Below are 12,328 nucleotides of genomic sequence, written 5' to 3'. Positions count from 1 at the left end.
ATGATTGGCGTCGGGCGAACGGAAAAATGCCTTAATGGTAGCCCTCGCCGGGTTTCACCTTGCCGCGAAACACCCAGTAGCTCCAGCCGGTATAGCCCAGAATGACAGGAATCACGATGACCGTACCGACCAGCAGGAAAAGCTGGGATTCCGGCGCGGAGGCGGCATCCCACAGGGTGTAATCCGGCGGCACTACATAGGGCCAGCGACTGACCAGCAGCCCCAGGTAGGTAAAGATAAACATACCCAGGGTAGCCAGAAACGGCAGGACATCGTGATGACGCTTGACCCCGGAATAAATCAGGAAGGCACAGGCCAGAGCCAAGACGGGAAGTATCCAGATGAGCTGGATATTCGAGAACCAGCGGTCCCAAACGCTGGGGTCGACAAAGGGAGTCCATAAGCTCACTACACCGAATACCACCAGCACGCCGATCAGCAGCTTCGGCGCGATACGATACGCCCAGGCTTGAAGGTCGCCCTCGGTCTTGAGTATCAGCCAGGTGGCGCCGAGCAAGGCGAAGCCCGCCATCATGCCAAAGCCGGTCAAGACGGAAAAGGGCGTCAGCCAGTCAAAGGCGCCCCCGGTGTAGACCATCCCTTCGGTTTCGAACCCCTGAATATAGGCGCCGACCACCGCGCCCTGCGCGAAGGTCGCCACCATGGAGCCCCCGGCAAAAGCTCGACTCCACCAGCGGCGGCTATGGGATTTGAAGCGAAATTCGAAAGCGATGCCGCGAAAGATAAGCCCCGTCAGCATCAGGAACACACCGATATAAAGCGCAGGCAACAGCACCGAATAGACCAGCGGGAAAGCGCCCAACAGCCCTGCTCCACCCAGCACCAGCCAGGTTTCGTTGCCGTCCCACACCGGAGCGACGGTATTCATCATCACGTCGCGATCCTGCTCGCTGGGCGCGAAGGGAAACAGAATGCCCAGCCCCAGATCGAAGCCATCCATCAGCACATACATGATGATGCCAAAGGCGATGATCACCGCCCATATCAGCGACAGATCGAAGGATTCCATATGCACTAGCCTCCCTGGCGTTCGGTATCGAAGGGAATATGCGTGGCGGAAAACGGCCGCATAGGTCGCTCGACCTGCTCGTCCGGCTCGCGCTCGTTGTCCAGCATGCCGCCGCGTACCACCCGGGTCAGATAGAACACGCCGGCGTAGAACACCACCGCATAGACCGCCATGTAACCGATCAGGGTGAATAGCGCCATGCCACCGGTCAGCGAAGGCGTCAGGCCCTCGGCGTGGGTCATCACCCCGTAGACCAGCCAAGGTGCGCGGCCGGTTTCCGTCACGAACCAGCCCGCCAAGGCGGCGATGAACGGAGTAATGCTCATCAAACGCAAGGTCTGCAGATAGACGCGATGACGATAGAGGCGCTCATCCCGGCGCAGCCACAGGCCATAGAAGGCGACGGCGATCATCAAGAACCCCAGCGCCACCATGATGCGAAACGACCAGAAGGTGATCCACACCGGCGGCTGTTCGTCTCTCGGCACTTCCTTGAGCCCGGGCACCTCACCATCGAAACTATGAGTCAGAATCAGACTCGCCATCTTGGGGATGGCAATTTCGAAATGATTGCCCTGAATATCCCGATCCGGTAGCGCGAACAGCAGCAAGGGGGCGCCGCTCTGAGTTTCCCAGTTGCCCTCCATGGCCGCCACCTTGGTGGGCTGATGCTCCAGGGTATTGAGGCCGTGGAAATCCCCCAGCACTGCCTGAGCCGGGGTCAGCACCAGCAGCAGCCATAGGCTCATGGAAAGCGCCTTGCGATTGGCCAGCTGATCGCGACCGATCAACAGATACCAGGCGCTGACCCCGGCCACGACGAAACCGCCGGTAATAAAGGACGCCAGCAGCATGTGTCCTAACCGATAGGGAAAGGAAGGATTGAAGATCGCCGCCCACCAGGAGGTGACATGGAAAGTGCCATCGATCAGCTCGGTGCCCTGGGGGGTATGCATCCAGCTATTCGCGGAAAGAATCCAGAACGAAGAGATAAAAGTGCCAAGCGCAACCATCAAGGCAGCGAACAGATGCGCACCGGGCGGTACCTTGTCGCGTCCAAACAGCAGTACCCCTAGAAACCCTGCCTCAAGGAAGAAGGCGGTGATCACTTCATAGCTGAGCATGGGTCCCAGAAAGTTGGCCGAGGCCTGGGAGAAGTTGCTCCAGTTGGTGCCGAACTGGAAGGACATGACAATGCCGGACACCACCCCCATACCGAATACCACCGCGAAGACCTTGGCCCAGAATTCCGCCAGGCGCTTCCAGGCCGGGTTGCCGGTCTTGAAGAAAAGTCCGTTGAGTAACGCTAGATAGGTAGCGAGGCCGATGGTGAAGATGGGAAAGATGGCGTGAAACGCCACGACAAAGGCAAACTGCAGGCGTGATAATAAAAGCGGATCCAGTTCCATTAGCTTCCTCCCTTGGATGCTGTCGACGGCATCGTCGAGCCGGAGAATTCGTTGACTCCAGGTTTAGACTAGTCGAACCATATAAAGTTAACGATAAAACGCGGTGCGGGGGTGAGACTCGTTGTCGCATGAATGATAATTGTGCTAACAAAATGTCCGCATGAGCTTGTCTTCATGCGCGGATGCCGGCCATCTCTTTCAGAGCAGCCGGAATGTCAGGGTCACCGGAAGGGTGAGCCGTCAGATCGAACTGGCGCCGTGAACTACCGTGTATACCAGGTAGCTGGTATAGCCGATGAATATCGTCAGTAGCGCCGCGCCTTCGAAACGATTGATGCGCCCTTGGCGACCCTTCCAGCCGATACCGAAGATCAGCATCAAAAGCGTCATTACTGCCATCACCGGCCAGTCCCGCAACAGCACTTCACTGCCGACATGAACGGGAGTAATGACGCCGGCAATACCTACCACACCCAGGGTATTGAACAAGTTCGAGCCGACCACGTTACCCAGCACCAGGTCATGCTCCTTGCGTCGCAGCGCGCTGATCGACGAGGCCAGTTCCGGCAGCGAGGTGCCGATCGCCACCACCGTCAGGCCGATGATCAGATCGCTGATGCCGAAGGCCTGGGCAACTTCCACCGCTCCCCAGACCAGAGCTCGGGAACTGGCGATCAACAGCACGAGTCCGAGCAGGGTCCAGAGGATTCCCGCCTTGAGAGACATGCCCCCAGCCTCGAGATCCTGACGGGTGTCCTGGCTCAGCGCATCTTCCTCGGATTGTCGCCCTTTCCAGATACTCAAGCCGATGAAGGCGCCCAGCACTACCAGCAATACAATCGCTTCTAGCGTGCCGATGGCGCCGTCACGCAGTTGCCAGGCCGCCAGCAAAGTGACCGCCGCCAGCAGCGGAAGCTCTTTTTTCAGCACCTGGGAATGTACTGTCAAGGGAGAAATGAGTGCTACCAAGCCAAGGATCAGACCCACATTGGTGATATTCGAGCCGTAGGCGTTACCCAGGGCGAGGCCGGGATTACCCTGCCAGGCCGCCAGACCGGATACCATCATCTCGGGAGCAGAGGTGCCAAAGCCGATCACCAGCATGCCGATCAGCAGCGGTGAAAGCCCGAGATGGCCGGCAGTGGCCGCGGCCCCGTCGACGAAGCGATCCGCACTCCAGATCAGCAGCAGCAGCCCCGACAAGATGGCCAATAACGGCATCAGCATTGATTCATTCCTTAGTTTGTGACAAAGAAAAACATATTTACGCTGGGGAAAGACGGCAAGTTACAGGTTGACGAGAGACAGGTCGATCTCCAAGGCGCTGAATATTGTATGTATCCGCATAGCCGTCATAATGAACGGTTTACGGAGTGCAACAAATCATTTTCAGGAAAGCGCCTCTTGCCCCCGATCGATAACGACGACCGCGCTCGGCCAACCGACTCCATTGCCATGGCATCGCCGGAAACCCGCTCCACGCGGCGCCGATTGCGAGCCTGTCATGAATGCGACTGGCTGGTGGCGCTGCCGCCACTGAACGCCGGCGAGAAAGCCGACTGTCCACGCTGCGATCATACCCTGGTCACTCGTCACCACTGGCCGGCCCAGCGCAGCATGGCGCTTGCCGTCAGCGCGCTGATCGCCCTGACCATCGCCATCATTTTCCCTTTTGTCAGCTTCGACTTCCAAGGCTTCGGCGACCGCATCGAGCTCCCTCAGACCGCCACCAGCTTGCTGGGCTTTCATCAACCCTTGATCGCCATCGCCGTGGCGTTGTTCGTCATGGTGCTGCCCGGCGTCTACCTGCTGGGGGTCATCTGGCTGCATATCGGTCTGCTGCGCGGCGAGTCCATGGCCTTCAGTTGCGGCATTGCCCGCTCGCTGGCACACATGAATCCCTGGATGATGGCGGATGTCTTCATCATCGGCACCCTGGTCAGTCTGATCAAGATGGCTGGACTCGCGGAAATCGATCTGGATCTGGGATTCTGGGCCTTTTGCGCCTTCACTATTCTGCTGCTTTTAACCACTCAATCCATCGACGCGGACTGGATGTGGTTTTCCCTGACCGGCGAACCCCAGGCGCCTGAAAATTGCCGGATCGGGCAGCCGGCGGCGCCTCAAGGATTGGCGGGCTGCCCCACCTGCGGCCTGGTCAACCGACTCGACGACAAGGGACAGGGCCACTGCCTGCGCTGCGGCGAGCCCTTGCACCTGCGCTATCACAAAAGCCTGCAGCGTACCTGGGCGCTGCTGATAGCGGCGGCGATCATGTACATTCCCGCCAACGTCTACCCCATCATGAATACCACCTGGTTAGGTCATACCACACCTTCGACTATCATCACCGGCGTGGTGGAGCTCTGGGAGAGCGGCTCCTATCCGGTGGCCATCGTCATTTTGTTCGCCAGTATCACGGTGCCGGTACTGAAATTGATCGCCCTTTCCTGGCTCTGCTATATCGCGCCGCGCAGCAGGAACATGCACGCCCTTGGACGGACCCGGCTGCATCGAATGGCGGATGTGATCGGGCGCTGGTCCATGGTGGATATCTTCGTGGTAGCCATTCTTGGCGCCCTGGTCAACGCGGGCAACCTGATGACGGTGAGCCCCGGCTCGGCCATTCTGCCGTTCGCCTCCGTGGTGATACTGACCATGCTGGCGGCCAAGAGCTTCGATTCTCGTCTTCTCTGGGACAATCCCTCGGATATCGCCGAATTCCAACAAATCTCTCTTGGCACCAAGGACACGACCGATGCCTGACCAAGCTCCTAACGATGATATCTCTTCCCAGCGCGCCACCACACGGCGAGGAAAGCGCCTGTCGCCGATATGGATCGTCCCCCTGGTAGCGGTGCTGATCGGACTGTGGCTGGTCTACGACAACTACGTGAGTCGCGGGCCACAGATCACCCTGATCATGGACAACGCCGAAGGCATCGAGGCCGGCAGCACCCTGATCAAGACCCGCAACGTGGAAATCGGTCGAATCGAAAGCGTCACTCTTTCCGAGGATCTTTCGCATATCGAAGCCAGCGCGACGATGAACCAGGGGACCGCGGACGTGCTGGTCGAAGATACCCGCTTCTGGGTGGTCAAGCCGCGTATCGGCCGTGAAGGCATCAGCGGGCTCAACACGGTCTTGTCCGGTGCCTATATACAATTGCAGCCAGGCACCAGCGACGAAAGCCGGTCCAGGTTCGACGTGCTGGAACAGCCACCCGTGGCTCCGCCGGATGCCAACGGCATGCGCATTCAGCTGTCCAGCGATCTGAGCAATTCCTTCAAGGCTGGCGATCCAGTCACCTATCAGGGCCTGACCGTAGGCCGAGTGGAAGAGGCAAACTTCGATACGGATACCCGACAGATGGAATATCGCCTGTATATCGACAAGCCTTACGACAAGCTCATCACCGATAGCACGCGATTCTGGACCGCCAGCGGCGTCGATCTGACGCTTGATTCCGAAGGATTTCGGGTAAGCGTCGAATCCATCGAGACGCTGATCAGCGGCGGTATTACCTTCGGCATTCCCGAGGACGTCTCCCCGGGAGAACCGGTGCAGCCGGGAACCACCTTCAGTCTCTACGCCGACGAGGAAAGCGCGAGCCAGGGCACCTTCAACAATTACCTGGAATACGTGCTCTTGATCGATGATACGGTACGCGGGCTCTCCAAGGGCGCGCCGGTGGAATTTCGTGGCGTCCGCGTCGGCACCGTGGCGAGCGTGCCTTGGCACTTTTCCGCGCCGCGACCGGAATCCCAGGCAGGCTTCGCCATTCCGGTATTGATTCGTATCGAACCCCAGCGCCTGGGAAGCGATTTCACCTCCAAGGATATCGAGAATTGGCGTTCGCGCTTCAAGGGCTGGTTCGAGAACGGTCTGCGCGCCTCTCTCAAGACCGGCAACCTGCTGACCGGCGCTCTATACGTGGATCTCAACTTCCAGAAGAAAACCGACGATGCCTTCGTGGCCAAGACTTTCGAGCAGGTTCCGGTCTTCCCCAGCACCTCCGCCGGACTCGCCCAGATCGAGAGCAAGGTCTCGAATCTGCTGGACAAGCTCAACGGGCTTGACATCGAGCCGTTGCTCGCGGCACTGGAACAGAACCTGGATACCTCTCAGGCCACGCTGAAGGAGTTTCGCGACGTCGCCGATTCGACCAGACAGTTGATCGATAGCCCCGCCACGCGAAATCTGTCTGCCAATCTCAACGAGACTCTGGCTCAATTCGAAAGCTTGCTGCGAGACCTGCAGCCGGTGGCGCGCACGCTCAAGGAGAAGCCCAACGCGCTGATTTTTGATCGTAACGAAGGCCCGGACCCACTGCCCAGAGCACCCAACTGACGGGAATGCATAAACGCAACAGGCCGCTATGCTTTTTAGGCAATTTGGAACAGGAAACGCTTATGACCCTTGTACGCTTAGCGACGCTACTGGTAGGGATGCTGGTGCTTGCGGGCTGTGCCTCGAGTTCCGCCAGCCGCCAGCACTATACCCTGGCCACCGGCGACATCCGGACGGCAGAGGACACGGCGGCAGCAGGAATCGGCAGCGACTTCGCCTACACCCTGGTGCTCGAGCCCATTCAACTCGCCAACTACCTGAATCACGAAGGCATCGCCCTGCAACTGGACGATATCACCATGACTCGGGCCAACGATCACCTGTGGGCGGAACGCCTGGATCGGCAACTGCGGCACAATCTGAAGCTCGACCTGGAACGGCATCTGCCGGACACGCGGGTGATCACCACCGGCAGCACCCTCGATAAGGATGCCATGACGCTGAGCGTGGACGTGGAGCGCTTCCAGGGGCGCTATGACGGCCAGGCGATCGCCGCGGGCCAGTGGCAGCTCAAGCGGAACAACACGCTACTCGGCACGGCGCGCTTCGAAACCTCGAGCGAACTGGATAGCGACGGTTATCCGGCCTTGGTGCGCGCTCTGGGACGCAGCTGGGACGAGTTCGCGGATCAGCTGGCGCGACAAATTCACACCTTGCGTCGGTGAATCCGCCGTCAAATAGGCTATGCTGGAACCCACTCGACCGTTATCCTGCCAGTTTGATCGGTATCCAAGGAAGCGCACCTATATGGAAAATCTACACCCTGAACAGCATGAAGTTGCACTGGAACTCCGGGAACTGGTGTATCTGGTGGATTCCAACCTGCAGCAAGCCATCGAGGGCGACCCGGTCACGAGCCCCGAATACCTGGATGCCGCTCGGCAAGGGTTGGAAGCCATGCGCAAGTTGGCCAATCATCATGATTTCGTCAATCTGCCGACGCTGGATTCGGCGGAGCTTGAGATGGCGCGATTCGCCTGCGCCTACTATCAAAGCGGCGCCTGCGACACCCTGACGGAAGACGAGCGCACGGATTTCCTCGACATTCATGCCCAGCACCTGACTCAACTCGAGGGAGTGGGACGCGCAACGGCGAGGCGACTTTTTTCCGCGGGTGTCTACGATCCCCAGGCGCTGCTTGCCATGTCCGACGAAGCGCTTGCCGAACTGCCGGATCTGGACACGGCCACCCGCAATCGCCTGCAGGCGAGTCTCGCGAGCCATCGCGACAGCCACTGAACGTTATCTTTACGCTCGCCGACAATTGATGACGGCGCTGGCCACCTTCGGAACGGGGCTGCGCCAAGCGCCGTTTTCTGTCATCATGGCGTCTTTCGTCGTCATCAAATTACCTTTCCCGACGCTTTATTCCCCCCGTTTCATTGTGCCGTGTTCTCGCGGGCATCTTGCCCGACGGCGAGCCCATTCTCGAAACGGATGACTTGCTGGAGATATCATGAAATTTACCGACCTTGGCCTGCGCCCGGAACTACTGCGGGCGGTAGAAGCCCAGGGCTATACCGAGCCGACCCCCATTCAGCGCCAGGCGATTCCCGCGGTCCTCACCGGCGGCGATCTACTGGCCAGCGCCCAGACCGGCACCGGCAAGACCGCGGGCTTTACCTTGCCGCTGCTGCAGCGACTGGCGGATGGCCCGCGTCCCAAGGCGCGCCAGGTTCGCGCCTTGGTACTGACCCCGACCCGGGAACTGGCGGCTCAGGTGGGGGACAGCGTCAAGACCTATGGCCGCCATCTGAAGCTACGTTCCCACGTCATCTTCGGCGGCGTCGGCCAACAGCCCCAAGTGGACGCACTGCGTGCGGGACTGGATATCCTGGTAGCCACCCCGGGGCGCCTGCTGGATCTTCAGCAGCAGAAACACGTGGATCTTTCCCAGGTCGAAGTGCTGGTACTGGACGAAGCGGATCGCATGCTCGACATGGGCTTCATTCACGACATCAAGAAAGTATTGCGTCTGCTGCCCAAGCGCCGACAGAACCTGCTGTTCTCCGCGACCTTCTCCAACGAGATTCGCCGTCTGGCGGACGGTCTGCTCGACGCCCCGGCGATGATCGACGTGGCGCCGCGCAACACCACCGCGGAGCGTATCGACCAAGTGGTCTATCAGGTCGACCGGGAACGCAAACGCGAACTGCTGGCCCATCTGATCATCACCCAGCGCTGGCACCAGGTGCTGGTATTCACTCGTACCAAGCACGGCGCCAACCGCCTGGCGGAACAGCTCTCCAAGCAGGACATTCCCGCCATGGCGATCCACGGCAACAAGAGCCAATCCGCCCGCACCCGGGCTTTGGGCGCCTTCAAGGATGGCGGCCTGCAGGTGCTGGTGGCCACGGATATCGCCGCTCGAGGCCTGGATATCAACGAGCTGCCTTACGTGGTCAATTTCGAGCTGCCCAACGTGGCGGAAGACTATGTGCACCGCATCGGCCGTACCGGTCGTGCCGGCAGCGAAGGCCTCGCGGTTTCCCTGGTCTGCATCGATGAAAAGGGCTTGCTGCGCGGGATCGAGCGCCTGATCAAGCAGAGCATCGAAAGCCGTGTCGAGCCGGGCTTCGAACCGGATCCCAATGCGGTACCGGAACCGATTCGCAAGCCACAGCGCCGTCAGCCGCGCCGCACGAAGCGCGCCTGATCGATTCACTTCTCAACCGCGGATGACGACAATCGAGCAACTATGGCTACTTCTTCCCTGATCGCGGATTATCGCCGCTGGCTCACCTTTCAACGCCAGGCGCACCTGGACGGCGAACACCAGGGCGCTCTCGACAAGACCCTTCAGGCGCGCGTCACCTCCACGCGCATGACCGAGGCCTACCGCAGCATGGCGGACAAGGGCGCCAAGGAAGGCGCCTGCTACCGCACCCTGTTTCTACGCCGGCATGACAGCGAATCCCTGGCCTGCGAGGGCTGGCTGTTCGTGCGGCGCGTGCTGGCGGAAGGCGGCATGACCCGCGTGCGCGCCAGCCTGCTGGAGACCTTCAATCTGGAAGACGGCAGCCTTACCCCTGGCGACAAGCCCATGGAAAAGATCACCCTGGAAATCTTCGATGAGCTGTTGATCGAAAAATCCATGGCGACCCAGTGTCGAGTCGACCGCATCGATACCCAAGGCGATACCTACTTCATTACCCTGATGGACGTGGTGCGCGGCGACTTGCGCCGTCACTTGAAATGAGCCTGGAGGCCAGCGCCAGAAGCGGACCTCATACCACGCCACGTCGGCTCGGGCTTTTCCTTCTGGTCATGGTACTGGTAGGGCTCAATCTGCGACCGGCGCTTTCTTCCCTGTCGCCGCTCCTGATTCGAGTGCAGGAGGATACCGGGCTCGGTGCCGCGGGCGTTGGCGCACTAACCACCCTGCCGGTGCTGTGCCTTGGTCTTTTCGCGCCCCTGGCGCCATGGCTTTCTCACCGCCTGGGCAGCGAGCGAGCGCTTTCCATCGGGCTATTGCTGCTGACCGTGGCCCTGATTCTACGTGCCAATCATTCCTTGCTCCTGCTGTTCCTCGGCACCTTGATGGCAGGCGCGGCAATCGGTATATGCGGCACCCTGCTTCCCGGTCTGGTCAAGCGCGAACTCCCGCAAAACGCGGATCTGATGACCGGCGTCTATACCATGGCCCTGTGTCTGGGTGGAGCACTGGGAGCGATTCTCAGCGTTCCCCTGGCGGACTGGCTGAACAGCTGGACCGCGAGCCTGATGAGCTGGTCGCTGTTGGCGTTGATCGCGCTATTCGCCTGGCGCGGCCTGATGCCTCACCCCTGGCCCGAACCCGCATCCTCCAGCAGCCGGAACCGACCCAAGGTGCGCCTGACGAGAAACGCGCTGGCCTGGCAAGTCACCGTACTCATGGGTTCCCAGTCATCCCTTGCCTATATCGTTTTCGGCTGGCTGCCGACGCTGCTGCAGCGCAGAGGTATCGACGAGGCCGAAGCGGGCTGGATGCTGGGCATCTCGGTCATGGCACAGCTGGCTTCCGCTTTCGCCGCTCCCTGGCTGGCGCGACTGGGTCGTGATCAGCGTCCTGCCCTGCTGCTGCTGCTCGCCACCAACGGTGCCGGGCTCTTGCTGCTGCTTCTGGGGCCGCTTTCCCTGCGCTGGTGGGGCGTCGTGATCCTGGGGCTCGGTCAGGGCGGCTGCTTCAGCCTGGCCTTGACACTGCTCGTGCTGCGTAGCGGCAGCGCCTTCCTGGCGGGCCAGCTTTCCGGCATGGCGCAAGGATTCGGTTACTGTCTCGCCGCCCTGGGACCCCTGGGGGTCGGTGTATTGCTGCAGTTCGGCGCCAGCCTCAACGTCATCAGTCTGATGCTAATGGGTATCGTGACGGTTTCCATGAGCATGGCCTGGCTATCCGGGCGTCGGCGGCAATTGGAGCTTGACGAGTATGGCGTTCTGACCACTCGACGCCATTCCTGAGCCTGCTCGACCGGGCAGGAATTGAGCTTCATCATGACCAAAGTGGTAAAGCCTTGCAGGGGATAATGGCGCTAGTCTTTCGAGCATTCCCTCGTATTTCAAGGCGCCCTTCTCATGCAGGAACTCATGCAGGAATTCTGGCTTCCCCTGGCACTGGCAGCGACCTTTGGTGCGTTTACCGGCTCGCTGTTTCGTCTGACACGACGTCCGGGCTTCGAGCGCCCCTTGCTGTTTCCGGTGCTTGGACTGCTGGCGGGTATCGTCGCCTACTTTATTCATCAGCTACTGGTCGCGGGGCTTGACGCGCCCGCCTGGCTGCTGCCGATTCTCGTGGTGCTTCAGGTCTGGCTGTGGCTGGGTCCGCTAGGGCCAAAATTCAAACCGCGCAAGCCCTCCTGACATCTAGCCGCCGGGCACCGAGAACTCACCGACTTTCTCCACCGTGCGTCGGTAAGCAGGGCGATCGCGAAAGCTGTCGATAACGGCGGCCAGTCTGGGGTGATCTTCAAGCGCGTCTTGAGCGTCAAGAGCCAGGAGAGGAAAACTCATCTGAATATCCGCGGCGCTGAAGTCGTCGCCGGTAAACCAGTCGCGGCCGTTGAGTTCGCCTTCCCAGAAATGCATCAAATTCTCGACCTCCGGATCGAGAAACTTGTTTTCCATGCCCTTGGCGAGCCCCCGCGCGATAGGACGAATCAACGCCGGCACCGGCGGCTTGCCGAGCTGGGACATCACCAGTCGCATCAACAATGGGGGCATGGCGCTGCCTTCCGCGTGATGCATCCAGAAGCGATAACGCAGCCCCGCCTCGCTATCCATGGCGGGACGCAGACGTTTTTCGTCATCGAAGCGGTCCACCAGGTAATCGAGGATCGCCGCCGACTCCGCCACCACCCGATCCTGCTGGTCGGTATCGCTGATGACCGGCGATTTGCCCAGTGGATGCACCCTCTTGAGTGCATTCGATGCGCGCTGAGTCCTGGGATCCCGCTGATAGGTAATGATCTCGTAGCTCGCCCCCAGTTCCTCGAGCAGCCAGATGACTCGCTGGGAACGCGAGTTTTCCAGATGGTGCACCTTGATCATGGGATTTTCCTT

12 protein-coding genes are annotated in these 12,328 nt (G+C 60.2%); 8 read left to right on the top strand and 4 right to left on the bottom strand.

What is annotated here, in order from left to right; all coding sequences use genetic code 11:
* Positions 1-31: 31 nt before the first annotated feature.
* From cydB to FGL86_RS12285, 3 genes are all read right to left on the bottom strand, one after another.
* Positions 32-1,030 carry a cytochrome d ubiquinol oxidase subunit II gene (cydB, locus tag FGL86_RS12295; protein WP_147184820.1) on the bottom strand — a complete coding sequence of 333 codons (999 nt, stop codon included), beginning with the start codon at positions 1,028-1,030 and terminating at the stop codon, positions 32-34.
* A 5-nt stretch (positions 1,031-1,035) separates the two neighbouring features.
* A complete protein-coding gene (locus FGL86_RS12290) occupies positions 1,036-2,439 on the bottom strand; it encodes a cytochrome ubiquinol oxidase subunit I (protein ID WP_147184819.1) in 1,404 nt (467 codons plus the stop codon).
* Between the two features lie 240 nt (positions 2,440-2,679).
* On the bottom strand, positions 2,680-3,666 hold the full coding sequence (locus FGL86_RS12285) for a calcium/sodium antiporter (RefSeq protein ID WP_147184818.1): 987 nt from the start codon (positions 3,664-3,666) through the stop codon (positions 2,680-2,682).
* A 228-nt stretch (positions 3,667-3,894) separates the two neighbouring features.
* Here FGL86_RS12285 and FGL86_RS12280 point away from each other — a divergent pair, with 228 nt between their 5' ends.
* From FGL86_RS12280 to FGL86_RS12245, 8 genes are all read left to right on the top strand, one after another.
* Positions 3,895-5,205 carry a paraquat-inducible protein A gene (locus FGL86_RS12280; protein WP_147186189.1) on the top strand — a complete coding sequence of 437 codons (1,311 nt, stop codon included), beginning with the start codon at positions 3,895-3,897 and terminating at the stop codon, positions 5,203-5,205.
* Positions 5,198-6,790, top strand: a complete 1,593-nt coding sequence (pqiB, locus tag FGL86_RS12275; protein ID WP_147184817.1) for an intermembrane transport protein PqiB — start codon at positions 5,198-5,200, stop codon at positions 6,788-6,790. The genes FGL86_RS12280 and pqiB overlap by 8 nt, the downstream gene beginning before the upstream one ends.
* Positions 6,791-6,852: 62 nt before the next feature.
* Positions 6,853-7,455 carry a PqiC family protein gene (locus FGL86_RS12270; RefSeq protein WP_186764401.1) on the top strand — a complete coding sequence of 201 codons (603 nt, stop codon included), beginning with the start codon at positions 6,853-6,855 and terminating at the stop codon, positions 7,453-7,455.
* 82 nt (positions 7,456-7,537) lie between these two features.
* Complete coding sequence (locus FGL86_RS12265; RefSeq protein ID WP_186764400.1) at positions 7,538-8,029, top strand: helix-hairpin-helix domain-containing protein; 492 nt, start codon at positions 7,538-7,540, stop codon at positions 8,027-8,029.
* A 217-nt stretch (positions 8,030-8,246) separates the two neighbouring features.
* The gene (locus FGL86_RS12260; protein ID WP_147184814.1) at positions 8,247-9,446 is read left to right on the top strand and encodes a DEAD/DEAH box helicase; all 1,200 of its coding nucleotides are present in this window, start codon (positions 8,247-8,249) and stop codon (positions 9,444-9,446) included.
* A 42-nt stretch (positions 9,447-9,488) separates the two neighbouring features.
* On the top strand, positions 9,489-9,989 hold the full coding sequence (locus tag FGL86_RS12255; protein WP_147184813.1) for a hypothetical protein: 501 nt from the start codon (positions 9,489-9,491) through the stop codon (positions 9,987-9,989).
* The gene (locus FGL86_RS12250) at positions 9,986-11,230 is read left to right on the top strand and encodes an MFS transporter (protein WP_246131618.1); all 1,245 of its coding nucleotides are present in this window, start codon (positions 9,986-9,988) and stop codon (positions 11,228-11,230) included. Before FGL86_RS12255 ends, FGL86_RS12250 begins: the two co-directional genes overlap by 4 nt.
* A 114-nt stretch (positions 11,231-11,344) precedes the next feature.
* Entirely contained in the window at positions 11,345-11,629 is a 285-nt protein-coding gene (locus FGL86_RS12245; RefSeq protein ID WP_246131617.1) for a hypothetical protein, read from the top strand.
* A gap of 3 nt (positions 11,630-11,632) precedes the next feature.
* On the opposite strand, the gene FGL86_RS12240 is transcribed toward FGL86_RS12245, so the two are convergent.
* Positions 11,633-12,316, bottom strand: coding sequence for a glutathione S-transferase family protein (locus tag FGL86_RS12240; protein ID WP_147184812.1), 684 nt, complete (start codon positions 12,314-12,316; stop codon positions 11,633-11,635).
* Positions 12,317-12,328: the final 12 nt, after the last annotated feature.

The organism is Pistricoccus aurantiacus (assembly GCF_007954585.1).
Lineage (GTDB): Bacteria > Pseudomonadota > Gammaproteobacteria > Pseudomonadales > Halomonadaceae > Pistricoccus > Pistricoccus aurantiacus.
The sequence above is the reverse complement of the archived record's forward strand: the minus strand, read 5'-3'. Positions and strand labels throughout refer to the sequence as shown.

Excerpts from the sequence above, each read along its gene's own strand:
- FGL86_RS12245 (WP_246131617.1), top strand. The coding sequence starts at position 11,345 with ATGCAGGAACTCATGCAGGAATTCTGGCTTCCCCTGGCACTGGCAGCG.
- FGL86_RS12260 (WP_147184814.1), top strand. The coding sequence starts at position 8,247 with ATGAAATTTACCGACCTTGGCCTGCGCCCGGAACTACTGCGGGCGGTA.
- FGL86_RS12240 (WP_147184812.1), bottom strand. The coding sequence starts at position 12,316 with ATGATCAAGGTGCACCATCTGGAAAACTCGCGTTCCCAGCGAGTCATC.
- FGL86_RS12280 (WP_147186189.1), top strand. The coding sequence starts at position 3,895 with ATGGCATCGCCGGAAACCCGCTCCACGCGGCGCCGATTGCGAGCCTGT.
- FGL86_RS12250 (WP_246131618.1), top strand. The coding sequence starts at position 9,986 with ATGAGCCTGGAGGCCAGCGCCAGAAGCGGACCTCATACCACGCCACGT.
- cydB (WP_147184820.1), bottom strand. The coding sequence starts at position 1,030 with ATGGAATCCTTCGATCTGTCGCTGATATGGGCGGTGATCATCGCCTTT.
- FGL86_RS12270 (WP_186764401.1), top strand. The coding sequence starts at position 6,853 with ATGACCCTTGTACGCTTAGCGACGCTACTGGTAGGGATGCTGGTGCTT.
- FGL86_RS12255 (WP_147184813.1), top strand. The coding sequence starts at position 9,489 with ATGGCTACTTCTTCCCTGATCGCGGATTATCGCCGCTGGCTCACCTTT.
- pqiB (WP_147184817.1), top strand. The coding sequence starts at position 5,198 with ATGCCTGACCAAGCTCCTAACGATGATATCTCTTCCCAGCGCGCCACC.
- FGL86_RS12285 (WP_147184818.1), bottom strand. The coding sequence starts at position 3,666 with ATGCTGATGCCGTTATTGGCCATCTTGTCGGGGCTGCTGCTGCTGATC.
- FGL86_RS12290 (WP_147184819.1), bottom strand. The coding sequence starts at position 2,439 with ATGGAACTGGATCCGCTTTTATTATCACGCCTGCAGTTTGCCTTTGTC.
- FGL86_RS12265 (WP_186764400.1), top strand. The coding sequence starts at position 7,538 with ATGGAAAATCTACACCCTGAACAGCATGAAGTTGCACTGGAACTCCGG.